Below are 25,891 nucleotides of genomic sequence, written 5' to 3' on the forward strand. Positions count from 1 at the left end.
AAGCTCTGGCTGATGTCTGCTGAAATGACGCCTGCCTGACCGGACCGCTTTGCGGGACCGGGCGGACGTGCTGGAATGGGCTCTACAGCTTGCAAGCCTCATCATATTCCGCGCGCAAGCGCTCGATAATGTCCGCCGCCGGTTCAATCTTGCGAACGCTGCCGACGCCATGGCCCGCCGACCAGACATCCTTCCAGGCCTTGATCTTGGAGTCTGAATTGGAAAGGTCCATCTTGCCGTCTGAAGACGGCCCGCCATAGGAAACGCCCATTTTATCAAGGCTCTGGCGTAGATAATTGGCATAGGCCCCGGTCAGGGAATTGCTCAGAACCAGATCATTATAGGTCGCCGCCACAAGCATCTCGCGATATTCCGGTGTCGCAAGGCTCTCTTCGGCGGCGATGAAGCTGGTGCCGACATAGCAAAGGTCTGCGCCCAGAACTTCCGCCGCCCGAAGCGCCCGGCCTGTGCTGATCGATCCGGCAAGGATCACCACGCCGTCAAAGAATTCCCGTACCGCCGGGACAAAGGCAAATCCGGACATCGCGCCCGTATGGCCGCCCGCGCCAGAGGAAACGAGCGCCAGCCCGTCGGCGCCTTTCTCCACCGCCTTGCGGGCATGGTCCAGGCTGTTCACATCGGCAATCACCAGGCCGCCATAATCATGAACCACATCAATCACCGGGTCCGGTCCGCCAAGCGCGGTGATCACGATCTTCGGCTTGTGATTGCGGATCAAATCAATCTCGTCGGCCAGACGGTCATAGGATCTGTGTGTCGTCAGATTCACCGCATAAGGGGCGGCGGGCTCTTCAGCCTTCAGTGTACGGCCAAGATCGTCCAGCCACATATCCAGCGTCTCGATGGTGCGCGCATTGGGGAATGGAAAGGCGCCGACCACGCCATTCCGGCAAGTGGCCTTCACGAGGTCCGGTCCGGAGACCAGGAACATCGGTGCCGAAATGGCCGGAATGGAGAGCTTGCTCCGAATGCCCGCAAGGGCCTGAGACGCTGGCGCCGCCATCGGTCAACCTTTCTGTCGTAGTGTATGTTTTGCCGAAACGGAGGCTTAGTCTGCCGCTCCGATGACAAAGGAACAATTGGTCGTGCCAGAGCCGCCGACATTGAACGTTGCCATGGTTCTGGCGCCTTCAACCTGATAGTCGCCCGCCTGGTCTGTCACCTGACGATAGGAGTCCAGCATCATCCGAACGCCCGTTGCGCCAACCGGATGGCCCATGCCGATCAGCCCGCCCGACGGGTTCACCGGGATCGATCCGCCCATGGCAATCCGCCCATCCTCAACCGCCTTCCAGGCTTCGCCCGGCGCGGTGATACCGAAATGCTCAATCGCCATGTATTCCGTGATGGAGAAACAGTCATGCGTCTCGATCGCGTCTACTTCCTCCACACCGGAAATGCCGGCGCGGGTATAGGCATCGGTGATCGCCTTGCGGGTCCAGGGAAGCACGTAATCCTGGTCGCGGCTTTCCTCCAGCTTGGTCTCCATCAGCAGCGGTGCCGTCGTGTGGCCCCAGCCGCGGATGACCGCCAGCTTGTTGAAATCAATATCGCGCTCTTTTGCGTACTGACGTGCGCGCTCTTCAGAAGCGAGGAAGATAACCGCCGCACCATCCGTAACCTGTCCGCAATCCTGACGGCGCATCCAGCCATCGATCACGGGGTTGGCTTCGTCATCGGCTGTGAAGCTCTTGTCTGTGAACTGCCATTTCCGCGCTTGAGAGTTCGGGTTGCGGCGGCCATTCTCGAAATTGATTTTCGAGATGCCCATCAAGTGGTCGTAGTTCAGTCCGTAGCGCTTTTCATATTCATCGCACAGATCAGAGAACATGGCCGGCCAGAGATATTTGCGGCCCTGAGCCTCTCGGCCAACCCAGGCGGCTGCGCCCAGATTTTTCGCGGCCTGTTCGCCGTCCACATTCCGCATCAGTTCGATCCCGGCCACACAGGCGAGATCATACTTTCCGCTCTGGATATCTGCCATCGCGGCCAGTGCGGCGAGCGAGCCGGACGCGCAAGCGCCTTCATGGCGAGAGGCCGGCATGCCGGCAAAGTCCGGATGTACATGACCGAAATATCCGCCCAGCATGCCCTGGCCGGTGAAGAGTTCGGCCACGAAGTTTCCGACATGGCCGACTTCGACATCCTTGGGCTCAAGCCCGGTCTTGTCGAGGGCGCTCAGAACCGTTTCGGAAAACAGGTCGAAAAGGCTTTTGTTCGCGCGGGTCCAGTTAAGCGAGAAATCACTTTGTGTTCCGCCGAGAATATAGACTGGTGCCGTCATTGTTCTTGATCCTTGTTCGTATCAGCGCCGAGCGCGGAGATGGCCTAAACGGTAACGAGTTCGTCCTTGTTCGCCCAGGTCGCGTGCGTGCCGCTGGAGATGCGATGCGGCAGGATGATCCGGCAAACCGGACCGGCCGAAATGTTCTGCGCGTCGATCAGGGCGCATTCGGAGCGGTCAGTCACCGTATCAATGATGAAGCTGACGAGATAGCCGTCATCCTCCGATTTGGCATTGATGCGCGGCACGAAAGGCGACTCGCTGGCATAGCGGCCGTCTTCCAGCATGAAGCTTTCAGAGTCTCCGGTTTCCATGTCGTGCTTCACGATTCCATTGAACAGGAACCAGCCCGGCTTGGTCGTGGTGGAGTAGAGATAGCGGGATTTCTTGCCGGCGTAATGCTGGTTGAAAGAGCCGAATTCCAGAATCCGCTCATCCAGATGCTCTTCGGTTGTCTTGCCGGTGACCATGTTGAAGCGCCAACGGTGCAGCTTCGGCCGGAAGGAATGCTCATCAATATTGGCGAGCAGTTTGCCAAAACGCTTGTCGAGCCCCGGAACATCTAGCGGATCGGGATCCGGGTTTTCCTGGAAGTAGCCGTCCAGGATGATTTCGTCGCCTTCTTCCCAGGCATTCATCCAGTGAAGAACATAGGTTGGCGCGGCTTCGAACCAGCGGATTTCATTCGGGCTGCCATAGCGCGGCACAATGGCGAAGCGCGTTGGCAGGTCCGGGAAATAGCCGTTTGCGTGAATGCCGGCTTCCAGCAGGTCCGGCCGCCAGAAGAGGGGCAAGTCCACCAGGATGGAGTAATTCTCCGTAAACGCCATATCGTGCGGCAGGCGCGCGCCGGGCAGTTCCACGGGAATATAATGTTTCAGCTTGTTGTCAGCGCCAACCACACCATAATGCATGTACGGCGCGTCCTTGCCGTAATTGAAGAACAGCAATTCGCCTGTCGCGAGGTCCACTTTCGGGTGAGCGGAGATGCCTTCCTTCGGCACCCAGTCTGCGGTGCCGGTGGTTTCCAGCGTTTCCGGATCCACCATATAGCCTTCGCCGCACATATAGAAGGTAGAGAGGATATGCCCGGCATGAACCACAACATCCGTAGACGATGAATCTTTCATCCGGCCGCGCGCGCCCCAGCCTTCCTGTTCGGATTTTGCCGGATTGCCGGCAATTCCTGTCCAGAGAGAACGGCCAGCCTCGGTTTCGGCCTGCAAGCCCTTGGTGTGGACCAGACGGTTTGAGTATTTCGCCTGCCCATTATGGAAAGACATGGCGTGCAGCATGCCGTCCCCGTCAAAGGGGTGGTAGACGCCAATCGCCTCGTGCACGGGGTTTTCGGTGTTACGAACATAGATGCCGGAAATATCCTTCGGGATTTCCCCGATGACTTCCATGTCCACGGCATCCACTTCCTCACGGCAGGGCGTCCATGCGCCATTGAGGTAAGGGTGCTCGTTTGGCGGAATCTTGAAGTCGATTTCGTTTTTATAAAGAATGGTCATGAGCTATGTCCGTTATAATAATTATTTTGCCATACGGGCGGCCATGGATTCCGCCAGGCCGTGCGGATCGCGTGCCAGGAAGGCGCGAACGCTAACGGCATGCGGGTCCGTGTCATGTTCATTGATATTGTTCTCAATCGCCACAATTCCAGATTTTCCGATATCGGAAGGCAGGGCTTGCTTCATGTTCTTGATATGCTCTGCCATGCGCGTTTTCACAGAGCCTACGATCAGGGCGGCAACGTGAATATTCCTTGAGCGGAGTTCTGCGCGCAGGCAATCTGATGCCGCACGCATTGCAAACTTGGAGGGGCTGTAGCCGCCCATGTTCGGCACGGCGACAATGCCGCCCGCCGAGAGGACGTTCACGATCGTGCCGCCGCCATTGTTCTCAATGATTGGCGCAAAGGCCCGGCACATGGACATGGTGCCAAAGAAATTGACCTCCATCTCTGATCGCATGTCATCCATGGTCGGCGCGGTCATCAGCGTGGTCATGTGGAACACGCCAGCATTGTTGACCAGAAGATTGACGTCCGTAGCCTTGCTGGCGGCTGCGGCAACTTCCTCGGGATTGCTGATGTCCAGCTTGAGGACTTCGATCTTGTCCCCAAGGTCTGCGTAAGATTCAGGGATGTCTTCCGGATTGCGTGAGCCGACATAGACCTTGCGAGCGCCTGCGTTCAGCAGCTCTTCGACAAACCCCTGACCGATGCCGCGATTTCCCCCGGTGACCAGCGCCGTACAGCCTTCAATTTTCATTACGCTTCCTCTTTGTCATCTTTCACGTCGTCAGCGCGCAATTTCGTGGAGTGCGTGTTCTGACGAGTTTTTATCTGTCGCTGTGTTCTCATGAGTACCAGCCTGTTGACTTTGATTGGAACAGACCCTCATCTTGCAGTCAATTGTAAAAACATACCCAGTAGGTATATTCAAGTGGAGGAACCATGTTGACCGAGAGTAAAGCCGAGACTGTCCCGTTCCGTGACGTCGCCTTTCCGCCGGTAGCGCTTGATCTGGAAACGCGCGATGACGGGACGATTCTCATGTCGACCGAGGCGGATCTGGAGCTGATCGCGCCAACAGTTCCACAAGGGTTGATGAAGGCGGCAGAGACCTGGCCGGACCGTGTCGCGATGGCTGAGCGCGCTCCGGATGGCGGTTGGGTGCGCAAGACCTACAAGGACTTTGCGCGGGATGTACGCGCCTGCGCGCAATGGTTTCTGGACCAGGGCGCCAGCGCGGAAACGCCCCTGATGATTGTTTCCGGCAACTCCATCTCTCATGCGATTGTGCGCTTTGGCGCTCTGTGCGCCGGCATTCCTGTCGCGCCGGTCAGCGAGAATTATGTGCTGTTGGGGCGGGACAATGACTATGCCCGCCTGCGGCATGCGCAATCCATTGTGCAGGCGCGTTTTGTGTTTGCGGAGCGCGAAGCCCATGCAGTTGCCGCGCGGGAATGCCTGCCGGATGCGACGATCATCTCACGTGAGAATGTTGCGGGCGATGCGAAACTGATTCCCTTCGGTGTGCTGACGGGCACGCCGGAAACAGACGCCGTGGACCAGGCCATAGCGGCACTGCCCCCGGAAACCCATGCCGCCTATATGCTGACCTCAGGCTCCACCGGCATGCCCAAGGCAGTCGTGCAGACGCATGACATGATGATCGTATGTGTCTCCCAAAGCTGGTGGGCGATGAAGGACACAGGCACCTGGGACCGGGAGATTCTGGAATGGCTGCCGTGGAGCCATGTGTCGGGCTTCTATGTTTCCGTTGCGGCGTTGCTGGTGGGTGGATCGTATTATGTCGATGACGGGCGGCCCTTGCCCGGCATGTTCGACAAGTCGCTGCGCAATATTCGCGATCTGGAGCTGACCACCTTTACCAGCGTACCGATTGGCTATGCCATGCTGGTCGAGGCGCTGGAGCAGGATGATGCACTGCGCGATCATTTCTTTGCGAAGATGCGCGTGTTGCTGTTTGGCGGCGCTGGCCTGCCACAACCGATCTATGACCGGCTGCAGGCGCTGGCGGTGAAGTCCACAGGCTCCCGCATTCTGATTACATCAGGGTACGGCGCGACGGAAACGACCTCCGGCTGTATGAGCATTTATTTCGAAACGGACCGTGTGGGCATCGGGCTGCCTCTGCCGGGTGTCAGCCTGAAGCTGGTGCCGATGCAGGACCGCTATGAGCTGCGCATGAAGGGGCCGTGCGTGATGTCGCAATATTTGCGGCGGGAGGGCCTTGCGGAGAAGAGTTTCGATGAGGATGGCTATTACTGCATCGGCGATGCGGCGGCGTTCAATGATCCGTCAGACCCGGCCAAGGGCCTGCAATTTGCGGGGCGTTTGTCGGAAGACTTCAAGCTGAGCACGGGCACCTGGATCAAGGGCGGGGAGCTGCGTGCGAATGTCGTGAAGGAGCTGGCGCCCTATGTGGCCGATGCGCTGGTCTGCGGGGAAGGTTATGACCGGATCGGCATTCTGGCCTGGCCAACGGCGCAGGGCCTGAAGGCCAGTGAAGAAGAGATCCGGGAGCGGATTGAAGCCTATAATGCCAAGGCCAAGGGCTCAAGCCAGCGTGTGCGCCGGTTTGCCTTCCTGGAAGAACCGCCTGTTGCGGCGGCAGGAGAGGTGTCCGACAAGGGCTCCATCAACCAGGCCCTGTCGATCCGGCGCCGGGCCGACACAGTCCGCTGGCTGTATGCGGATCCTGTGCCGGAGGGCGTCCAGAGCTTTTAGGGCTTACCTGGAAGGGGGCAGCGGGAAGAAGCCGCTGACCCTTTTCTTGTAGGTTTCATATTCCGGATAGCGCCGCGACATGGAGCGTTCGAGCAGAGCCTTTCCAGAGGTGTGATAGAGGAAATAGATCATCAGGGCCGGGCTGAGGATCGTCAGGAAGCCCCACTGGCTTTCCAGGGCGATCAGTGTCAGGCCGGTCCACACGGCTGCGTCGCCGAAATAGTTCGGGTGGCGCGTCCAGCCCCACAGGCCGCGATCCATCAGCTTGCCCTTGTTGGCCGGATCTTTCTTGAATTGCTGCAGCTGGAAATCCCCGATGCCCTCAAAGATCAGGCCAATGGCGAAGATGGCTATGCCGGCATAGGCGAGCACGCCGAGTTCACCTTCCGGGAAGAGGAACCAGGGCGAGACGCCGAACTGGCCGATCTGGACAGGCAGGGAGACAAAGAAGGAAATCACGCATTGCAGGATGAACACATGTGTCAGGCTGCGCATGACGAACACTTTGTCGCCGCCCGCCTTTTCCCGCATGCGGACATATCTGAAGTCTTCTCCATGGCCGATATTGCGGCTGAACAGGTAGAGTCCCAGACGCATGCCCCAAAGCAGGACGAGGGCGGTCAGAAGTGTGGCGCGCAAGCTGTGATGGCCGAGTTGCAGCCAGGTCATCAGAGCGGGCAGGGCGCAAGCCGGGCCCCAGAAGATGTCCACGATACTGGCATTGCGGATTTTTACGCTGATCGCCCAGAGGACGATAAACGCGGCAAGAGATATGCCGAAATTGATGGCGATGATTTGAAGCATGAAGCCTCCCCCGATTATTTTGTCTTACTTAAGCACAGGATGTCGCCAAAAAGCTATCTTGATCCCAAATGACTTGCAATACAGAACCTTGTGCGTGGGTGCTTTCGGAGGCATGTCATTCAATATCGCCGCGAATGCTGGATTGTCGTGTTGATGTTCGCGGTAAAACTGATCTAGGGTACGATAAAGCAAGTTTGTTTGTGTGAGTGAATTCGGGGGTGATCCCCCGCTGAGGAGGGCGCCGTGCAGGACGCATATATTTATCAGGCGCTGCGGACGCCGCGTGCGAAAGCGCGGGCAGAAGGCAGCCTGAAAGGGGTTCATCCGGAAGACCTGGTCGCGGGTCTGGTGCGGGAAATCGCCCAGAGGGAGTCTGTAGATTTAGACCAGAATTTGTCGCGGCTGACGCTTGGCTGTGTGGGACAGGTTGGCGCGCAGGGGGGGCAGATAGCACATCTGGCAAAGGCCAGCGCGGGACTGAACGGGAATGTTACGACACGTACACTGAACAATTACTGTGTCTCAGGGCTGTCTGCGATTGGCGATACGACCATGGCGGTAAGGGCTGGGGAAGACGGGCTGATGCTGGCCGGCGGCGTGGAGATGCTGTCGCGCGTTCCATTCCTGGCCGACAAAGCACCGGTCTATACAGAGCCCGCCCGCGCGGAGAAGCTGAACTGGCTGGCGCCGATCCTGGGGGCCGAACTGCTGGCGACAGAGGCCGGGTTCACCAAGCAGGATCTGGATGAGATTACCGTGCGCTCTCACAAGAAGGCGGCGGCGGCCTGGCAGGCCGGACATTATGATACCGGCGTCGTGCCGGTGGTTTCCGAGACGGGAGAGATCGTCTGCGCTCGTGATGAGTGGGTGAAAGGCGACATGAGCCTGGAAGCGCTCGGCCGACGAGCGCCTGCCTTTGAGGAACTGGGCAAGGCAGGCGGCGAAGCCATCATGCTGCGTCACAAGCCGGAATTGGGCGAGATGTCCTACGTTCATTCCGTGTCAAACACGCCGGGCCTGTCAGATGCCGCGGCGTTGGTGCTGATGGGCGGGAAAGCCGCCGGAGAGGCCGCAGGCCTGACGCCCCGCGCGCGCGTGGTGGCCTATGCGGAGGCGACGTCTCATCCCGTAGACCAGTTCTGCGGGGGCTTCATGGCGATGGAGGAGGCGCTGCGCCGCGCAGGCCTGTCTCTGGATGATCTGGACCTGATCGAATTCATGGAAGCCTTTGCCGCCCCGCCCTTGTTCTTTGAACGGATATACAAGCCAGACATGGACCGGGTGAACGTCAATGGCGGACATTTGGCCATGGGGCACCCGATGGGCGCTACCGGCGCCATCCTGACAACGACGCTGCTGCATGAACTGGAGCGCAGGGATGTCAGCCGCGGCATGGTGGTGACGCTCGCCGGTGGCGGTGTCGGCGCGGCGCTTGTGATTGAGCGCGTGTAGCTTTCTGGCCAGGCCGGGAGAGGGCAGAGATGACTGACGGCAGAGTTGTGATCGTAACGGGCGGCGGCAAGGGATTGGGCCGCGCGTTTGCACTGGACCTTGCCCGGCAAGGCTGTCGCATCGTGGTCAACAACCGGATACGGGATGGTCAGGAAAATTCTGCGGAGCAGGTGGTCAATGAGATCGCCGAGGCTGGCGGTCAGGCCGTTACGGAAACAAGTGATGTCACGGCGCCGGATGCCGGGGAGCGGATGATTGCGCGGGCTCGGGATGCCTTTGGACGTCTGGACGCGATCGTCTTCAATGCAGGCATCTCAGGGGACGCGGCGCGCTTTCACGAAATGAGTCCTGAAAATTTCGAGACCGTGATGCGCACCAATTTCGACGCGGTCGTGCGCATGACGCGCGAGGCTCTGCCGCAGCTGCGCCAGTCTGGTAGCGGACGGTTTGTCTATGTCTCTTCCAGCGCCGGGCTCTATGGTGTACGGGGCCGAGCGCCTTATGCCGCGTCCAAGGGCGCGCTGAGGGCCTTCGCGCTGAATATGGCGATTGAGGAGGCACGCCACGGCATCCGCTCCAATCTGGTCCTGCCCTATGCCTCGACGCGCATGACCGGCGCCGAGGCGGCCGAGCAGCAGGAGGGGCTACTCTCCCCGGCGAGTATCGCGCCTTTTGTCAGCTGGCTTGCCTCTGATGCATGTGACCTGAACGGGACGGAATGGATTGCCGGGGCCGGTTTTGTGCGTCAGGTGCGCGCACTGGAATCAACCGGAGCGAGACTGCCCCAGGCCGGGGAAGATCTGGCTGCTTGGTACCAGGATAATGCGGTATCCCTTGAGGGATTTGGCCCAGACCACACCATGGCGGCCAATGCAGAAGACGCTTTCGAACGCTTCCTGACCCATCTCAAGTCACAGTGAGTTTCGCCTAAAAGTATTGATATGATAGTGACATACTCTTAAGTTGTGTCCTGTAAGTATTCTATTGCGTTACAGAACACCAAAGAGATCTGGCCTCGCAGGCTGCTTTGGCGTCACAAGAGATTGATCAGCTTTGGGAAGATGACCGCAAGCAAGACAGTTCAGGAAAAAGCACGCCCGATGATAAGGACGTGCTCCATTTGGCGAGCGCTCGAAGTTGTCGGCGACACACCGACTTTGCTTATTCTTGAGGCAATCTGGCTGGGCCAGCGCCGCTTTGATCGTATCCGCCAGAATTCCGGCCTGCAGAAGGCGTTGATTTCCAACCGCCTGAAGCGCCTGACCGAAAGCGGCATCCTGACCAAGGAAGCCTATACGATCTCTCCGCCGCGCTACAATTATGTGCTGACCGACAAGGGCCTTGCGCTTTACTGGACCTCGCTGATGCTGCTGCGCTGGGAGCGCCGGTGGGCGAGTCAGGAAAACTCCCTGATGCCTCTGCTGCGCCATTCTGGCTGTGGCAAGATCACGTCGCCTGAGCCCATGTGCCCGCACTGCAAGGAAATTGTGCGCCCGCAGGATGTCACCTGGGAACAAGGCCCCGGTGTGGGCTGGATGGCGCCGATCTATAGCCGCCGCCGCCAGAGACGCGATGCGGACGGCAAGAGCCTGGACAAACCAGCGATCTTTACCGAAGCCGCAGAATTGATGGGGGACCGCTGGGCGGGCCTGATCCTGCGCTCTGTGTTCACGCATCTGCGCAAGTTCGACGAGATCCTGAAGGATACGGCGATTGCCTCCAATATCCTGTCTGACCGGCTGAACTGGCTGGTCGAGACCGGCATTCTGGAGCCGCGCAAATACCAGGACCACCCCGAGCGATTTGAGTATTTCCTGACCGAGAAGGGGCTGGATTACTACCCTGTCCTCGTGATGCTGCAGAAATGGGGCGATGCGTATTATGCCTCTCCGGAAGGTGCGCCCGTCCTGTTGCGTCACAAGAATTGCGGCAAGCATCTGGATGCCTATGTCGGCTGTTCCGAATGCAAGGAGCCCGTCTATCCACAGGATGTGACCTATGAACTGGTGCCCAAGAAGCAGGTTGACCAGAAGCGGGTATAGACTTTTATAACAAAACCAACCATGCTTCGCCGAGACATAAGACCCTTGGCACAAAAAGGCATGATCGGGATGGACGTAAAACGGGCACCTTACCGCGTAATTCAATGGGCAACTGGCGCGATGGGGAAATCCTGTCTGCGCGCCGTGATTGACCGCCCGGACATGGAGTTGGCTGGACTGTATGTGTACAGCCAATCCAAGGCAGGCAAGGATGCTGGCGAAATTGCCCGCCGCGAGGCGACGGGCGTGCTGGCGACGAACAGTATTGACGACATTCTCAATATAGATGCGGATCTGGTGATCCATGCGGCACGGATTGGTCAGACCCATACCGAGCATGATGACGACATCATCGCGTTGCTGAAATCCGGCAAGAATGTACTCAGCATCAATGGCAACACTTTCTCACCGAATTGGCCGCGCGAACGGCAGGAGCGATTGCAGGCAGCCTGTCTGGAAGGCGGCGTCAGCTTTGCAGGGGCGGGCCTGAACCCCGGCTTTGCGGCAGAGAACCTGCTGGTGACTGCAACCAGCGTGTGCAGCCATGTCGAAAGCGTCTCAATCAGCGAAACCGTTCTGACCGACCAGATTGCCAGCCCCGAATACGTGTTTGACCTTCTGGGCTTCGGCAAGGAGGTTGGCACAATCGATCTGAATGCGGATGACTGGGGCCCTGCGCAGACTTTGAATGACATGTTCGAAGATGTCGTGGCCTCCGTGGCGCATTCACTAGGCTGGACACTGGATGGCATAGAGCGGCGCCATCGGATGCTGCCATCAGGAAGAGACCTGGAAATCCGGGCTGGTAAGATTGCCAAAGGCACGGCCAATCATATCGACTGGCGCTGGTATGGCGTGAAGGATGGCGCTGAAAAGGTGGCGCTGAAGATTGCCTGGGCGATGAATGATGAGCATGTGCAGGGCGCAGATCATGACCTCTGGCAGATTGCCGTCAAAGGTGTTCCGGATGTGAGTGTGGCGTTCGGTGTTCAGCGGCCTGAAGATTATCCCGGGCGGACGTCAGCGGAGCAGCTGGCGGTGGCCGGCAGTGTGGTGAACGCCATTCAGACCCTGGTGAACGCACCGGCAGGCTTGTTGACATCCCCCATCACGACACCCTTTGCGGCATCTGAGGCGGCGCAGGAATAGTCGCAAATTGTATAGACTTGCAAAAACGTACCAAGTATACCTAAGTGCAAATGGGAGGAATAAAATGCAGGTAACGCCTCAGGCGCGCTTGGACGAATATATGGCCAAGGGCTGGTGGAAAGATACCACTATTCCCGCACTGCTGGAACAGGCTGTTGAGGCCGCTGGCGATCAAGTTGCGCTGTCTGACGCACCCAACCGTATGGAGCTGGTTGGGGATGCCCCGCAAAAGCTGACCTTCAATGATGTTAATCAGCGCGTTGAAGCCATGGCGCGCGCCTTCAGGCATCTTGGTGTAAAGCCGGATGACATTGTGCTGACCCAGCTGCCGAACGTCATAGAGGGCGTTCTGGCCTTTCTGGCCTGTGCGCGCATCGGCGCTATCCTCAGCCCTGTCGCCATGGCGTTCCGCGCGCATGAGCTGCGCTCTGTGATCCAGCAACTGAACCCGTCGCTGATTGTGACCGTGGAGACCTTTCACGGTTTTGACCATGCGGGAATGCTGAAATCGCTGGCAGAGGAGGGCGTTTATACCGGCCCGGTGATCTGCGCCGGAAAAAAATCCGTATTCCCCTCAATTTCTGAGGTCGAGGCAGAAGCCGCGGACATGTCTCTGCAGCCTGCCCCGGGCAAAGCCGGCGATGTGCTGACGATCTGCTGGACTTCCGGCACGGAAGCCGCCCCGAAAGGCGTGCCGCGTAACCATGCCCATTGGGTGTTCAATGGCGAATGCATGGTTGAGGCGACGCGGCTGGGCAGGGGCGATACGCTACTCAACCCGTTCCCGCTTATCAATATTGCCTCCTTTGGGGGAATGGTGATCCCGTGGCTGCTCTGCCATGGCTATCTGATCCAGCACCATCCGTTCGATCTTCCGATCTTCCTGCGTCAGTTTCAGGAAGAGAAGATCAACTACACGGTCGCGCCGCCCGCTGTGCTGACCATGCTGCTGAAAAAGCCGGAATTGCTTGAGGGCATCGACTTTGCGCGCGTGAAATGCATTGCGTCTGGCTCCGCGCCGTTGCCGCCCTTCATGGTGAAGGCCTGGCAGGAAGAGTATGGCGTCTCGATCATGAACGTCTTCGGCTCCAATGAGGGGTGCTCGCTGATTTCTACGCCTGTCGTGATGGAAGACCCGGAAATGCGGGCGACCTTCTTCCCACGCTTTGGTGTGCCTGACCTTGAGTGGGATCTCGACTTTCCATCAAAGGTGCGTACGCGCCTTGTTGGTCCGGAAACGGAAGAAGACATCACACAGCCGGGCGTTGCGGGGGAGTTGCGGATCGACGGCGCCATGACGTTTGACGGCTATTGGCGAAATGACGACCTGACCAAAGCGAGCTTTGATGAGCAAGGTTTCTTCCAGACGGGAGACCTGTTCGAGATCGCGCCGGAAAATGACCGCTTCTATCGCTTTGTCGGGCGTAGCAAGGAGATCATCATTCGGGGCGGGGTGAATATTTCACCGGCCGAACTGGATAATCTGATCGAGAGCCACCCTGACGTCAAAGAGGCCTCCTGCGCGGCTTATCCGGATGAGCGGTTGGGCGAGAAAGTGTGCGCAGTGGTTGTGCTGCAGCCTGGCGCTTCGATGGAGCTGTCTGACCTCGTCAGCTATTTGAAGGCCAAGGATATATCCGTCTACAAATTACCAGAGAAGCTACGTATCGTCCCCGCCTTGCCGCGGAATCCCCTTGGAAAGGTATTAAGACGCAACCTGAATGATATTGCGGATAGCTAATCTGAACACAGCGTGCCAAGTGGAATGCGCAAGACATTTCCGGTCTCTTTGTTTGCGAAAAAGACCATAAAAATCAATGTAATTTATTGTCCTGTACGCGCTTCTTGTGTGGCCGAAAGACGTAGTGAATTTCTTCCGATCACCTTCCTTGCGATTCTTAGTAACTTGCATTGACAAACCAACATGGCCGCCGTAGCAAATATCACAAAGCGCGCCAGATGTTCTTCGTCTCAGTGCCGCGCTTCGCAAAACAAGCTTCGAAAAAGAGGCGAAAGGGAGAGAATCAGGAATGCGCAGCACCACAAGAATGATCACCAGTGCGATCGCCATCGCTGCTGTTTTGGCTTTGGGCGCGAATGCCCAAACGGAGGAAACAAAGGACAAGAAAGAAGAGGGCGCTGAAACTTCACGCACACTGGAAACCGTTCTGATTACTTCCCAGCGCCGGGAGTCGACCCTTCAGGACGCGGCGGTTGCCGTTTCTGCTGTTTCAGGTGCCTCTCTGGAAAAAGACCGGGTGCTGAGTTATTCGGATCTGGCACGAAGCATCAGCTCTCTCAGCTATACAGAGAACTCTCCACTCGACCAGGAATTCAACATTCGCGGTATCACCAATACGCGCCTGGACTCACCTTCGGCTGACCAATCCATCGGTATCTTCATTGATGATGTCTATGTCGGGCGTTCGGGCCTGTTGAACTCTGACTTCTTTGATGTCGACCGGGTGGAAGTTGTCCGCGGGCCGCAAGGCGTTCTGCTCGGCCGCAATGTGGTTGGCGGTGCCATCAGCATCTATACGGCCAAGCCTGAATTTGAGTCCGGCGGAGCATTCACCGCAGAGTTCGGCAATTATGATTCCACCCTGTTCAATGGACATATCACCGGCCCGATCACGAAAACGCTGGCTGGCCGCCTGTCCTTTCAGTCCCGTAAGCATGACGGGTACAACAAGAATTTCCTGACCGGCGAGGATCTGGACAATCTGGATTCCATTCAGGCCCGCGCGCAATTGCTGTGGGAACCTGAAGGCGACCTGAGTGTCCGCGCCGTTCTCGACTATTCCGATGATGAGTCAAACGGCATCCACCGGGTTGCCATTGATGATCCGAACGCGCCTGGCCAGGGGCCCTGGAGTGCGACACGGGATGCCATTGCCGCAATCGTTGGCGGTCTGGATGTGCGTGAAAGTTTCCCGCAGAAATACTTCTTTGCAGGAGAGCTGACGGAGCGTGGCCAGGAATTGCGGCGCGAGGCGATTGGTTTCACGCTGGATATTGAAAAAGGCATTGGCGACTGGGCAACGTTCAAGAGCATTTCCGGCTACCGCACTGCAGATGCCTATAATTTCGTAGACCAGACGGGGCTTGGCTATCGCAACGGTATTGCAACCCCAACACCATTGGCCTTTTCCTTCCCTATCCTGGAAGATGAATCGATTGACCAGTACACGCAGGAATTCCGCCTGCTGTCGAATGGTGACGGCGCCTTCAACTGGCTGGTCGGAGCGTATTTCCAGGAAGACCGGGTCGAAAAGTTCGATAAATATCTTGGCCAGGTTCCCCTTACGGCGTTGAGCACGTTATCCGGCGAATCCCATTGGGATAATCATGGCGAGACGAGCAGTCAGGCTGTATTCGGCCAGATCGGGTATGAATTCAATGAACAGTTCAGCGGGACAGTTGGCGTCCGCTATTCCCGTGATGAGAAGAGTGGAAAAGTCTCAGGCATTCAGGTGAGCACTGGGGATATTTATAATCCGAATGATACAGTTCCCCAGTCACCGCTGATCACACCATTCACCAATGTTCCATACTCTCAGACGACAGAGGAAGTGACCCCGCAGGCCACTCTGGAATGGACTCCGAATGATGTGGTCATGGCTTATGCAACCTACTCGCATGGGTATAAGGGCGGCGGCTTCGAAGATACGCCAGCTAATCCCGCAGCTGCAACAAAGCCATACGATCCGGAAACTGTGCAAAACATGGAGCTGGGTCTGAAACTGGACCTTCTGGATGGGCGCGCCCGTATCAACACGGCCGTGTTTTCCATGAAGTATAAAGACCTTCAGGTGACCCAGACCGATGATGGCTGTCTCTGCATTATCACCGATAACGCTGCCGATGCGAACATTACGGGTATTGAGACAGAGGTTCAGTGGGTGGTAACCGATGATCTGTTGCTGTTCGGCGCCGCGACCCTGCTCGACACTGAATATGAGGACTTTGTAGATTCAAATGGCCTCGACAATTCCGGGAACAAATTGCAGCGTACACCAGATTACCAATTCAATATTGGCGGTGAGGTGACCACAGACTTCCTGAAGTACAAGGACGCTCTCACGGCGCGCCTCAGCTATGCCTATCAGGGAGAGATGCAGTGGCTGCCGGACAATTTCCAGCAGGAAGATGCCTATGGCCTGCTTGATGGCCGGGTTACGTTCGCACCGCAGGATGCCGACTGGACCTTCTCCATCTGGGGCAAGAACATCACGGACGAATTGTACCGCACGAACATTATCGCTTTCCTTGGAGATGAGGTCTCGTCTCTCGGCGCGCCGCGGACGTATGGCATTTCACTCGGGTACAAATTCTGATCCGGTCTCGCGCATGCGATACATCCCCCTCTTTCAAAAAGGTACGCCAGCATGAGAAGATTATTTGTAACAGCACTGATAGGAACACTGCTGCTGGCCGGGTGCCAGTCGACGGCAGTGCATGAGGAGACGCAAATGGAACAAGTGGAACGGGAAAGTCTGGATGTCGCGATGGAAATGGTGACAGCCTGGAACGAACTGGATGTGGATGGGATCGTCAATTCCTTCGCGCCAGAGGGCGAACTCCACTCCATGATGAAGGACCCCATTGTCGGGCGCGATGCGCTGCGGGCCCATATGGGAGCTTTGCTGAACAGTGCGACACGCCTGGAATTGCAGCTGAAAACGGTGGCTGTCAAAGGCAACACCGTAATATTGGAGCGCGTCGATGATTTCGATGTGAATGGCAAGCATGGGTCTGTGCCGGTGGTTGGCGTGCTGGTCATTGAAGATGGCCATGTTGCTGAATGGCGTGAATATTATGACCGCAACCAACTGCTCAGCGAGATGGGCATGCCGACTTCGGCGGATGACCAACTGATCGGTATTGTGGAAGACATCATCGCCTCATGGAAGCGCAAGGACATTGATGGCGTTCTGTCTCATGTCGCAGACAATGTTCAGTATCATTACCGTGTCGGCTCCCGCCCTCTGAACGGCCCGGATGAGTTGCGCGCCTTCCTCGAAAAATTTGGCGCAGGCATGCATGACATCAATTGGAAGATCTTCCGGCACTCTCAAACTGGCAACCTTCTGATGGTTGAGGGTGCAGATGATTTCGTGGATGCGGACGGCAATCGCGTGCGCACGCCGTATATGGGTGTCTTTGAGTTCGAAGGCGACAAGGTCGTCGGCTGGAGAGATTACTTCAATCCGGAGATCGGCGAGAAAAGCCGCACCGGTGAAACCCTGCCGCCTTATGTCGAAGAGCTGCTGAACCAGTAGTCGCCTGACGCCCCAAACTCAGTAAAAGGAATACATGATGAGCAGTCTCGATCTCGCAAACAAATTCAAGGCGTACCTGGAAGCGGGGGATGAGCCGGGCGCGCGCTCCTGTTTCAAGCCCGATGCTGGCATCTGGCATAATTATGATGGCAGAACGCAGACGGTCGATCAGAACATGGCGACCTTCAAGAACATTCTGGAGAAGACGAAGTCGCGTCACTATGACATCAAGCGCCTTGTTGAGATTCCGGGTGGGTTCCTGCAGCAGCATGTCCTGCGCGTCGAGACGCATGACGGCACAAAGCTGGCCGCAGATGCGATTGCTGTCGTTCTGGTAGAAGACGACAAGATTGCCCGTATCGAGGAGTTTCTGGACCCGACGCCGCTGGCCTCCCTGCGCTAGGCTTCTCAACTCTGTCTGAAGAAGGGCGCGTCTGATGGGCGTGCCCTTTTTTATGATCGCGGGTTTTGAGAGATGCGATGCATTCCTGAGCCGCAACGTAAAACAGCCCGCCAATGATGACGGGCTGTTTCAGGTGGGTGGGGGACGAACTTAGTTGAAGTTGAAGCGGAAGCCTACGCGGAACGTGCGACCGAGATAGTCGTACAGGCCTTGGTTCGTGGACGGGCTGCCATATGCGCTGCCGCCCGGACCATAGGCCACGATGGCCGGGTCTTCATTCAGCAGGTTCGTGACGCGGAAGAACGGGTTAACTTCCGCGCCGCCGATCTGCATCCGGTAGTTCATGGACAGGTCCACATAGAACGCACCATCAATATGGTTGTTGTTGATCGTACGGTTATCTGCCGTCGAGACCGGGCATCCGCTGGTGCATTCGATGAAGGAATTGTTGTACACGCCTTCACTGATTGCGCGGGCGGCCAGCTGAATGCTCCACGGATCTGCATCATAGGTGGCACTCATACGGTAGAGCCAGTCTGGCGGCCCATCCCCAATATTCTGTCCCACTGTGTCGGTTGGCGTGTCGATGCCATTATTGACATAGTTTTCCAGGTAATGCGTGCCCATGAAGCGGAAGATCATATCACCTTCCCAGCTGTCGACGAGGTCATCCATAGACAGCCTGTAGGTGGCTTCCAGGTCCACGCCGCGAGCCTTCACAGTTGCGAAGTTGAACGGGCTGACGCTGACAGATTCGATCGCGCTCGCGCCGCCTGCCGTTTGTCCCCGGACGATTGCCGCGCAGTATTCCTCGGCGCCCTCATAGCAGCGGTCGACAATTGTCTGGGCGTCGACAGAGCCAATCGAGCCATTGATCTCGATGGTGTAATAATCTGCCGAAAAGCTGAGACCCGGAATGTAGCGCGGCTGCAGGACAAAACCGAGGTTCCACTGATCAGCCTCTTCCGGATCAAGTGCCTGATTGCCCGTGACGGTCTCGCGGAATTGCACAACCTGGTTACCATTGAATGGGTCCACCAAATTGTTCGTGCGCGTGGAGCCAGCTTGGAAAAGTTCAGCCAGATTGGGCGCGCGGATATCGCGGGAGCGCGTTACGCGGAAGAGGACATCCGGGATGGGTTCATAGGTCAGGCCCGCCTTCCAGGTCGTAACGTAGCCGGATGTGCTGTAATCTGTTCCGCGGATAGCGCCGTTGAAGTTCAGGCCTTCCGCAAGTGGAATGAGCGTCTCGACATAGCCTTCGGTCACATCATAGCTGCCAAAGCTTGGCTTGTAGTTTCCGACGAACCAACCACTCTGGTATTCTTCTGGAACATAGCCGGAGACTTCTTCGCGGCGGTGTTCCAGACCAGCCGCAACAGAGACCGTGCCGGCCCAGATTTCCATCAGATCGCCGGCAATGTTCGCGGCAAATACGTCCTGCTCGAAGTGATCATCGCGATAAGGATTTCCGATGATGTAGTCAACGGCGGCCTGGCTGTTTACGCCAATGCCCATACGATTGAAGGGGATGCAGCCATTTGTTGGGTCTGTCAGTGTGGAACGGCAGACAATATCCCCTGTGTTCGGATCAAAGACAGCATCCTGCGCCATTGCCAAACGGGCATTGTTTGTAATGTCACGTGCCATGACAGTGGCATCGGTTTCGCCGCGCTGGAAATAGGCATCCCAGTTCCAGTTGCGCTGGAACATGTCGAAATTGCCTTCTGCACCGATGACATAACGCGTCACTTCGCGCTCATTGTCAGTCTTGCGTAGAGGAATGTCAGCATTGGTCGTGCCCATACGGAACTGGGAGATGCCCAGATCGTCCAGTTGCTGGCGTACAGATTCCGGAATGAAGGCGTTGTCAGACTGGATGACAACATTGCCTTGGTTTGCCTGAACGCCGGTCCAGCCCAGGGAGGCATGCTTGTTCCAGGAGGCCTGGGCATATACCTCGATATTGTCTGTCAGATCCCAGCTGACGCGACCGAACAGGCCTTTGCGGCGCTCATCCGCGTGAAGGGATTGTTTGTCATTGGTCTGAGTATACTGCCAGTCGCCGCCGACCATCCAAGGGTCACGGGTTTCACCATAGGCCAGCTGGTTCACACTGCCGCCGACACCAAAATACGTACCCCGCAGGTCTGTATTGACGATCAGGCCGCCAGGTGTCGCGATGCTCAGCCCGCCATGTCTGACGCGCAGGCGTTCCGGCATGCCGCTTCCGGGCGTGTAGTACGGGCTGTTGATGATATAGTTGCCGTTATTGTTCCAATCCCGCGGAATGCCGTAAATGCCTTCGCGGTCTGTGAGTTCGGCATTAAAGATAGCGTGGCCGCGATCATTGCCGAAGGCCGTGCCTGCGGTCAGGTTCACACGATATGCCGTGTCGTCGCCATAGGTCGTCTGGCCGCCTTCAACGGAGCCCTTGAAGCCTTCATACTCCTTGTCGAGTATGAAGTTGATGACGCCTGAGACAGCATCAGAGCCGTACGCAGCGGAAGCACCGCCCGTTACGATTTCAACGTTCTTGATCAATCCCTGCGGGAAAGTGTTCACGTCCACCGCGCCGGTGATGATGGAGCCAACAGAGCGTTGTCCGTCCAGCAGGACAAGTGTGCGGTTGGCGCCCAGAGAGCGGAGGTTGATGCTGTTGAGGCCTGCCGTACCCGAACTGATCGAGAGGTTGGACGTGCCTGGTGTGGCGCTGCCTACTACAGACGGGATCTCGTTGACAAAGTCAGCGACGTTCGCCGGAGCGCGGGCATTGATTTCCTCTTCCCCGAGGACTGTGAGGGGCGTCGGAGATTCGTATCCGCTTCGAGCGATGCGCGATCCGGTAACGGTCACCGCCTCGAATGTACGTTCAGCTTCCCCGGCGGCCTCTGGTGTGGAGGTGGGTGTCGCGTCTTCAGCGGTTGGGCTGACTTGTGCGTAGGACGGTCCGGCCAGGCCGATTGACAGGATGATCGCTGACGCAGATGCGCCCGCAACCAGACCAGTCCGTCGTGGTGTTCGGTACGGTTTCATAAAAGATGACATGTGACCCCCTTGGTGACATTCACATGAGGCAAGTGCCCCGATTTCAGGCACGGCTGCGCCTGTTGCGGTTTGGGACGCGAACGTCCCGAAAGAATAATGCGGAGGAGAAAGCCCATAAAATTCCGAGATAAGATCCTGACAGAAGGCTGCCATTCAAGTATTCAAAAAAGTATAGACCTATCCTTTCGCGTATTTTTTTTAATGGTTCCTCCCGAAGAACCCCTGAGTATTTTTAACTCCCAGCTTTTGCTGGTTCTGTTCTTGTGGTAACCAATTACAGGCTACCCGGAAGGGCCTGTGCGTCAATGGACGTAACATTTCTGAGACTTTGCTCACCCATAGCCTAAAGTCATGGGCTGGTGCATTCTGGGGAGGTGACGGGTGTTTTTTAGACGGTGTGAATTGGGGAATGTCTGATGTCTGAGAGTCGGCAGATCATGAGCCTGCGGCATGTGGAAGTTTTCAATGCGGTCTACCAGACGGGCTCGGTTAGCGGCGCTGCCAGGGCACTGAATGTCTCACAGCCTTCCGTCAGCAAAGTTCTTCGGCATGCGGAGAGCCGTATCGGGTTCACCCTGTTCCGCGTCGTAAAAGGGCGTTTGGTTCCAACCCAGGAAGCGCATGTGCTGTTTCAGGAGGCCCGCGAGCTTTATATGCGGGTCGAGTCCCTTCAGGAGACTGCCAAGAATCTTCGCCGTGGCGCAGCGGGAAGTTTGCGTCTTGCGGCCTTGCCCTCTCTCGGTTTGGAGATCGCGCCGAGTGCGGTGGCGAAGTTTCACGAGGCCAACCCAGCCATAGCTTTCGAGATACAGACGCTTCACAATGGAGACATCCTGCGTTCACTTTATGAGCGAAACACAGACCTCGCGCTTACGCATGACGCGCCTCACCATCCGCGCCTGGCATCCATGAAAGTCGGCTCAGGCGAACTGGTCCTTCTGTTCCGGAAGGAAGACATGCCGGACCCGCCGGAGACAATTCCGCTGGATATGCTGAAAGGCCGTGACCTAATCAGGCTGTCCGGAACCGGGACGGTCGGCACCATTTTCACGAATGATATAGCCGGGGGTGATGGGAAAACGGCCAGCATTTCGGTGCAGACATATTATGTCGCGGCCTCTCTGGTGAAGAGAGGGGCGGGCGTGGCTGTGGTTGATGAGTTCACCGCGCGGGCTAGTCTGTCAGAGGAAATGGACTTTCGCATGCTGGAGCAGAGGCCCACTTTTGACATTCATTGTGTTCATCTGGAGGACCGCCCGCTGTCCGGTCCGGCCAAGAAATTCATCTCCGTACTTCAGAAGACAATCAAGAATGCGCGGCAGGATACGCGCAATCGGGCATAGATGAAGGTTATGAGTGACCTCTACCTTTGAAATTTTCCTGAAGGGCCGGAACCGCAATCATAGGGGAAGTTGATCGCAATGACTTCACCTTAACGAGTGTTCCATGATTCCTTCTCCTTATTTACTTTACCTCGGCAACTCCACGGAGCCGCTATCCGTCAAGACATCCCGGGGTGTTGCGGCCTGGCGCCCTGAACTGTGCGTCGGAGAATACCGGGGGGAGGCCTGTACGCTGACAGTCGGTCTGGACCATTACTCATTTGAGGAAGCGGTAAAGAATGGCGCGAAAACGCTCATCATCGGGGTTGCCAATGCGGGCGGTGTGCTCGGGCCTCAGGCGGTGATCGATGTGGTGGCCGCCCTGAAGGCAGGCCTGAATGTTGCGTCCGGATTACACGAACGGCTTTCCTCTCACGAAGAAATCCGTAAGGCTGCGGCCGAAACTGGCAGACAGCTTTTTGATGTGCGCGAGCCCCCGGCCAAACTGCCTATTGGTAATGGCCGCACGCGTGCAGGCCGTCGTCTTCTTACGGTGGGTACGGATTGCTCTGTCGGCAAGATGTACACTACTTTGGCTTTGGAAAAGGAACTGCAAGCGCGCGGCGTAAACGCAAATTTTCGCGCGACAGGCCAGACCGGCATATTTATCGCGCAATCTGGTGTGCCGATTGATGCCGTGATCGCGGACTTCATCTCCGGGGCAGCTGAATGGATTTCTCCTGCACGCGAAGATGGTGGCTGGGACTTGATCGAAGGGCAGGGCTCTTTGTTTCATCCATCTTTTGCGGGTGTCTCCATGGGCCTGCTCCACGGCTCCCAGCCTGATGCGCTGGTTCTGTGTCATGAAGTGGGCCGGGCGCACATGCGCGGCATTCCAGGGCGGGAGCTTCCTCAGCTCAAGGATTGTCTTGAAACCAATCTCAAGGCTGCGCGTCTGACCAATCCGAACGTCAAGGCCGTGGGCGTCGCTCTGAACACATCCAATGTTGACGGCGATGAGGCGCAACGCGTGTGTTCGGAAATCGAGGCCGAGCTTGGCCTGCCATGCCAGGATCCGGTCGCGATGGGTGTCAACAAGATCACAGATAGGTTGCTGGAATGCTTCGAGAGCTACGAACTCGCATAGAGTCTTTTCCACTCGCAACGCCGTTCCGGATATCTCGTGGTGTCCGGACAGTTGCCGAAGTCGTCGAGGTTACGGTTGAGGCTGGTGGCGTATTCGGGCGCGGGGAAGCTGTGCCCTATGCACGCTATGGCGAGACGCTTGAGAGCGTGACAAAGCAAGTCGAAGGCATTCGCGATGCGTTTGGTAAGGGCCTGACCCGTACCGAGTTGCAGCAGTCATTGCCTGCCGGAGCGGCGCGCAATGCGGTGGATTGTGCGCTGTGGGATCTTGAGAGCAAACTGGGTGAAGCACCCACAACACTCTGCGGGCTAAAGCCGGTTGCCACGGCACTGACGATTGGCATCGATACGCCGGACGCGATGGGGCGCCAGGCGAAAAGACTTGCGAACGCGCCTGTTGTCAAAGTGAAGCTGGACGCAGGTGATGTGGAAGCCTGTCTGCGCGCTATCCGCCATGCTGCGCCAAATCCTGACTTGATTGTCGATCCCAATGAGAGCTGGGACATTAAGCTGCTGCAGTCCCTGCAGCCTCTTCTCGAAGAGTTGCGTGTGGCTTTTGTCGAGCAGCCTTTGCCAAGTTCTGAAGATGCGCGTCTGGCAGAGCTTGTGCGCCGTGTGCCTGTTTGCGCAGATGAATCCTGTCACACCTCGGATGATCTGGACCGGCTTAGCGGCCTCTATGACATTGTGAATATCAAACTCGACAAGACGGGCGGCTTGACGGAGGCTTTCAGGCTACTTCAGGCGGCGCGGGAGAAAAAGTTCGGCATCATGGTGGGCTGTATGATCAGCAGTTCACTCTCCATAGTTCCCGCCCTGCAGATTGCCATGCAGGCTGATTACATCGATCTGGATGGTCCAGTCTGGTTAAAGAATGACCGGACTGGTGGTGTTTCCGTCAAAGATGGATGGATGATGCCACCTGAACCCGGCTTTTGGGGTACAGCGGAAGCAGTGCCGTTATTGTAGATGTCCACCAATATCCGAGACCTATACATTCTCACGAAAGGAAGAACGGAATGCAGAATATGCCACGATTGAGAAAATTCGGCTCATTGGGGGTTAAGTATGCATTCCCTGCGATCCTGCTGGCCGGCTGTACCAGTCCGGTCGAAGTGCCTTTGCAGGAAGCGGACATCCTGCTTCTGAACGGCACCGTTTATGACGGCACACTTGGCGACGCGCGTATTGCTGACGTCGCGATTGTGGATGATCGGATCGTGTTTGTGGGGGACGCAAAAGAGGCGAACTATAGCGCGCCTGTGTCTCTGGATGTGACCGGAAAGTATGTCGCGCCGGGCTTCATCGATCCGCATACACACTATGATCGTGATATCACGCCCTGGGCGAATGACCCCGACAAGAGCTTGATCCTGCCGGCGATCATGCAGGGCGTGACAACTGTTTTTGTCGGCGTTGACGGGTCCGGGCATCCTGCCATTGGGGAAACGCTCTCCAATGCCGAGAAAAAAGGCGTCGGACCGAATGTGGCGGCCTATGTTGGCTTCGGCGCTGTGCGCAGCATGGTGCTTGGCTATTCGGACAGGGCGCCGGATGCGGACGAACTGGGCACAATGAAAGGTCTTGTCAGTCAGGGCATGTGCGAAGGGGCGTTCGGCCTGTCTACGGGGCTTTTCTATTCCCCGCAGAGCTATTCAACCACAGAAGAAGTAATCGCACTGACCAAGGAGGCCGCCGCGCGAGGCGGGCTTTACGATTCCCACATTCGCGATGAATCCTCCTACACAGTCGGCCTTCTGGGGGCCATTCAGGAAGTTATTGATATTGGTGATGCAACAGGCATCCCGCTTCACATCGCGCACCTAAAGGCACTTGGTGTTGATGTGCACGGACAAAGCACAGATGTTATTGATCTGGTGGAGGTTGCCCAGTCTGAAGGCCTGACGGTCACGGCTGACCAGTATCCATGGGTCGCATCCGGCACCAGCGTCTCAGCGTCCCTTCTGCCGCGCTGGGCCCAGGTCGGGGGTGAAGAGGCCATGATCGCCCGTTTGCGGGATGCGGAAGATGGCCCCAAAATCCGCGCGGCAATGACTGAGAACATGCGCCGCCGCGGCGGGCCGGATAGCCTGCTGCTGTCCAACAGCACTAAGGATGAATGGATCGGCAAGACCCTGCAGGATTTGAGTGAAGACTGGAATGTCGATCCGGTCGAAGCGGCTATCCGCGTGCTGGAACAGGGAGGCGCGGGGCTTGCCTCTTTCAATCAGAGTGAAGAGGATGTGAAGCGCTTCATGCAACAGCCCTGGGTGATGACCTCTTCTGATGCATCTGGCGGCCACCCTCGTAAGTATGCAAGCTACGCAACCAAATATGCGAAATATGTGAAGAAGGAAAAGACGATCACGACAACCGAGTTCGTGCATTCCAGCAGCGGCCTGGTGGCTGACTCTCTGGGTCTGGTAGATCGTGGCTATCTGAAGGATGGCTATTATGCGGACATCGTCGTGTTCGATCCGGAGAATTATGCGCCGCGTGCGACATTCCTCGAACCGGAGATCCTGTCTGTTGGTGTCGTCGACGTTCTGGTGAATGGGGAGTTCGCCGTGCGGGATGGCGAGCCGGTCAATTCTGCGCCGGGGCGTGGCCTGAAGCACATGCCGACTGAAGGCACTTGCGAATAAGCTTTCTACAAGACTGGCCCTCATTTGTTCAC

19 protein-coding genes are annotated in these 25,891 nt (G+C 57.2%); 13 read left to right on the forward strand and 6 right to left on the reverse strand.

All coding sequences use genetic code 11. The annotated features are described in order from the left end of the window. Positions 1-82: 82 nt before the first annotated feature. From HY29_RS08195 to HY29_RS08210, 4 genes are read right to left on the reverse strand one after another with little or no spacing between them, the layout of a single operon-like run. Positions 83-1,024 carry an NAD(P)H-dependent flavin oxidoreductase gene (locus tag HY29_RS08195; protein WP_034795451.1) on the reverse strand — a complete coding sequence of 314 codons (942 nt, stop codon included), beginning with the start codon at positions 1,022-1,024 and terminating at the stop codon, positions 83-85. 45 nt (positions 1,025-1,069) lie between these two features. Beyond that, positions 1,070-2,305 (reverse strand): acetyl-CoA acetyltransferase, encoded by a 1,236-nt coding sequence (locus HY29_RS08200; RefSeq protein ID WP_034795453.1) that lies wholly within the window; start codon positions 2,303-2,305, stop codon positions 1,070-1,072. Between the two features lie 44 nt (positions 2,306-2,349). Beyond that, on the reverse strand, positions 2,350-3,819 hold the full coding sequence (locus tag HY29_RS08205) for a carotenoid oxygenase family protein (RefSeq protein WP_034795455.1): 1,470 nt from the start codon (positions 3,817-3,819) through the stop codon (positions 2,350-2,352). Positions 3,820-3,840: 21 nt separating this feature from the next. Further along, positions 3,841-4,581, reverse strand: a complete 741-nt coding sequence (locus HY29_RS08210) for an SDR family oxidoreductase (protein WP_034795457.1) — start codon at positions 4,579-4,581, stop codon at positions 3,841-3,843. A 185-nt stretch (positions 4,582-4,766) separates the two neighbouring features. Between HY29_RS08210 and HY29_RS08215 the strand changes: the two genes are divergently transcribed. Beyond that, positions 4,767-6,566 (forward strand): AMP-binding protein, encoded by a 1,800-nt coding sequence (locus tag HY29_RS08215; RefSeq protein ID WP_034795461.1) that lies wholly within the window; start codon positions 4,767-4,769, stop codon positions 6,564-6,566. A 3-nt stretch (positions 6,567-6,569) separates the two neighbouring features. On the opposite strand, the gene HY29_RS08220 is transcribed toward HY29_RS08215, so the two are convergent. Then, positions 6,570-7,370, reverse strand: a complete 801-nt coding sequence (locus tag HY29_RS08220) for a DUF1295 domain-containing protein (RefSeq protein ID WP_034795464.1) — start codon at positions 7,368-7,370, stop codon at positions 6,570-6,572. A gap of 243 nt (positions 7,371-7,613) precedes the next feature. On the opposite strand from HY29_RS08220, the gene HY29_RS08225 reads away from it, so the two are divergent. The 8 genes from HY29_RS08225 (at position 7,614) to HY29_RS08265 (ending at position 17,698) form a co-directional block, all read left to right on the forward strand. Continuing rightward, entirely contained in the window at positions 7,614-8,822 is a 1,209-nt protein-coding gene (locus HY29_RS08225; RefSeq protein ID WP_034795466.1) for an acetyl-CoA C-acyltransferase, read from the forward strand. A 29-nt stretch (positions 8,823-8,851) separates the two neighbouring features. After that, the gene (locus HY29_RS08230) at positions 8,852-9,742 is read left to right on the forward strand and encodes an SDR family NAD(P)-dependent oxidoreductase (protein ID WP_034795468.1); all 891 of its coding nucleotides are present in this window, start codon (positions 8,852-8,854) and stop codon (positions 9,740-9,742) included. Positions 9,743-9,883: 141 nt separating this feature from the next. After that, the gene (locus tag HY29_RS08235) at positions 9,884-10,864 is read left to right on the forward strand and encodes a winged helix-turn-helix transcriptional regulator (protein WP_034795471.1); all 981 of its coding nucleotides are present in this window, start codon (positions 9,884-9,886) and stop codon (positions 10,862-10,864) included. Positions 10,865-10,933: 69 nt separating this feature from the next. Next, complete coding sequence (locus tag HY29_RS08240; protein WP_034795565.1) at positions 10,934-12,013, forward strand: NAD(P)H-dependent amine dehydrogenase family protein; 1,080 nt, start codon at positions 10,934-10,936, stop codon at positions 12,011-12,013. 64 nt (positions 12,014-12,077) lie between these two features. Continuing rightward, complete coding sequence (locus tag HY29_RS08245) at positions 12,078-13,754, forward strand: class I adenylate-forming enzyme family protein (protein WP_034795475.1); 1,677 nt, start codon at positions 12,078-12,080, stop codon at positions 13,752-13,754. 289 nt (positions 13,755-14,043) lie between these two features. Further along, complete coding sequence (locus HY29_RS08250) at positions 14,044-16,350, forward strand: TonB-dependent receptor (protein ID WP_034795478.1); 2,307 nt, start codon at positions 14,044-14,046, stop codon at positions 16,348-16,350. A gap of 135 nt (positions 16,351-16,485) precedes the next feature. Then, positions 16,486-17,295 (forward strand): nuclear transport factor 2 family protein, encoded by an 810-nt coding sequence (locus HY29_RS18820; RefSeq protein ID WP_162176695.1) that lies wholly within the window; start codon positions 16,486-16,488, stop codon positions 17,293-17,295. Between the two features lie 37 nt (positions 17,296-17,332). After that, positions 17,333-17,698 carry a nuclear transport factor 2 family protein gene (locus tag HY29_RS08265; RefSeq protein ID WP_034795481.1) on the forward strand — a complete coding sequence of 122 codons (366 nt, stop codon included), beginning with the start codon at positions 17,333-17,335 and terminating at the stop codon, positions 17,696-17,698. A 150-nt stretch (positions 17,699-17,848) separates the two neighbouring features. Here HY29_RS08265 and HY29_RS08270 read toward each other — a convergent pair whose 3' ends face one another. Continuing rightward, entirely contained in the window at positions 17,849-20,746 is a 2,898-nt protein-coding gene (locus HY29_RS08270; protein WP_206741943.1) for a TonB-dependent receptor plug domain-containing protein, read from the reverse strand. Positions 20,747-21,162: 416 nt separating this feature from the next. Between HY29_RS08270 and HY29_RS08275 the strand changes: the two genes are divergently transcribed. The 4 genes from HY29_RS08275 to HY29_RS08290 all read left to right on the forward strand — a co-directional run bounded on the left by HY29_RS08275 (position 21,163) and on the right by HY29_RS08290 (position 25,859). After that, positions 21,163-22,089 carry a LysR family transcriptional regulator gene (locus HY29_RS08275; RefSeq protein WP_081811297.1) on the forward strand — a complete coding sequence of 309 codons (927 nt, stop codon included), beginning with the start codon at positions 21,163-21,165 and terminating at the stop codon, positions 22,087-22,089. Between the two features lie 103 nt (positions 22,090-22,192). Next, a complete protein-coding gene (gene dgcN, locus HY29_RS08280) occupies positions 22,193-23,215 on the forward strand; it encodes an N-acetyltransferase DgcN (protein WP_034795487.1) in 1,023 nt (340 codons plus the stop codon). Then, the gene (gene dgcA / locus HY29_RS08285) at positions 23,188-24,183 is read left to right on the forward strand and encodes an N-acetyl-D-Glu racemase DgcA (protein WP_034795491.1); all 996 of its coding nucleotides are present in this window, start codon (positions 23,188-23,190) and stop codon (positions 24,181-24,183) included. The genes dgcN and dgcA overlap by 28 nt, the downstream gene beginning before the upstream one ends. A 59-nt stretch (positions 24,184-24,242) precedes the next feature. Beyond that, positions 24,243-25,859 carry an N-acyl-D-amino-acid deacylase family protein gene (locus HY29_RS08290; RefSeq protein WP_051601329.1) on the forward strand — a complete coding sequence of 539 codons (1,617 nt, stop codon included), beginning with the start codon at positions 24,243-24,245 and terminating at the stop codon, positions 25,857-25,859. Positions 25,860-25,891: the final 32 nt, after the last annotated feature.

It is taken from the genome of Hyphomonas beringensis (assembly GCF_000682755.1).
Classification (GTDB): Bacteria; Pseudomonadota; Alphaproteobacteria; order Caulobacterales; family Hyphomonadaceae; genus Hyphomonas; species Hyphomonas beringensis.

Excerpts from the sequence above, each read along its gene's own strand:
- HY29_RS08195 (WP_034795451.1), bottom strand. The coding sequence starts at position 1,024 with ATGGCGGCGCCAGCGTCTCAGGCCCTTGCGGGCATTCGGAGCAAGCTC.
- HY29_RS08200 (WP_034795453.1), bottom strand. The coding sequence starts at position 2,305 with ATGACGGCACCAGTCTATATTCTCGGCGGAACACAAAGTGATTTCTCG.
- HY29_RS08205 (WP_034795455.1), bottom strand. The coding sequence starts at position 3,819 with ATGACCATTCTTTATAAAAACGAAATCGACTTCAAGATTCCGCCAAAC.
- HY29_RS08210 (WP_034795457.1), bottom strand. The coding sequence starts at position 4,581 with ATGAAAATTGAAGGCTGTACGGCGCTGGTCACCGGGGGAAATCGCGGC.
- HY29_RS08215 (WP_034795461.1), top strand. The coding sequence starts at position 4,767 with ATGTTGACCGAGAGTAAAGCCGAGACTGTCCCGTTCCGTGACGTCGCC.
- HY29_RS08220 (WP_034795464.1), bottom strand. The coding sequence starts at position 7,370 with ATGCTTCAAATCATCGCCATCAATTTCGGCATATCTCTTGCCGCGTTT.
- HY29_RS08230 (WP_034795468.1), top strand. The coding sequence starts at position 8,852 with ATGACTGACGGCAGAGTTGTGATCGTAACGGGCGGCGGCAAGGGATTG.
- HY29_RS08235 (WP_034795471.1), top strand. The coding sequence starts at position 9,884 with ATGACCGCAAGCAAGACAGTTCAGGAAAAAGCACGCCCGATGATAAGG.
- HY29_RS08240 (WP_034795565.1), top strand. The coding sequence starts at position 10,934 with ATGGACGTAAAACGGGCACCTTACCGCGTAATTCAATGGGCAACTGGC.
- HY29_RS08245 (WP_034795475.1), top strand. The coding sequence starts at position 12,078 with ATGCAGGTAACGCCTCAGGCGCGCTTGGACGAATATATGGCCAAGGGC.
- HY29_RS08250 (WP_034795478.1), top strand. The coding sequence starts at position 14,044 with ATGCGCAGCACCACAAGAATGATCACCAGTGCGATCGCCATCGCTGCT.
- HY29_RS18820 (WP_162176695.1), top strand. The coding sequence starts at position 16,486 with ATGGAACAAGTGGAACGGGAAAGTCTGGATGTCGCGATGGAAATGGTG.
- HY29_RS08265 (WP_034795481.1), top strand. The coding sequence starts at position 17,333 with ATGAGCAGTCTCGATCTCGCAAACAAATTCAAGGCGTACCTGGAAGCG.
- HY29_RS08270 (WP_206741943.1), bottom strand. The coding sequence starts at position 20,746 with ATGTCATCTTTTATGAAACCGTACCGAACACCACGACGGACTGGTCTG.
- HY29_RS08275 (WP_081811297.1), top strand. The coding sequence starts at position 21,163 with ATGTCTGAGAGTCGGCAGATCATGAGCCTGCGGCATGTGGAAGTTTTC.
- dgcN (WP_034795487.1), top strand. The coding sequence starts at position 22,193 with ATGATTCCTTCTCCTTATTTACTTTACCTCGGCAACTCCACGGAGCCG.
- dgcA (WP_034795491.1), top strand. The coding sequence starts at position 23,188 with ATGCTTCGAGAGCTACGAACTCGCATAGAGTCTTTTCCACTCGCAACG.
- HY29_RS08290 (WP_051601329.1), top strand. The coding sequence starts at position 24,243 with ATGCCACGATTGAGAAAATTCGGCTCATTGGGGGTTAAGTATGCATTC.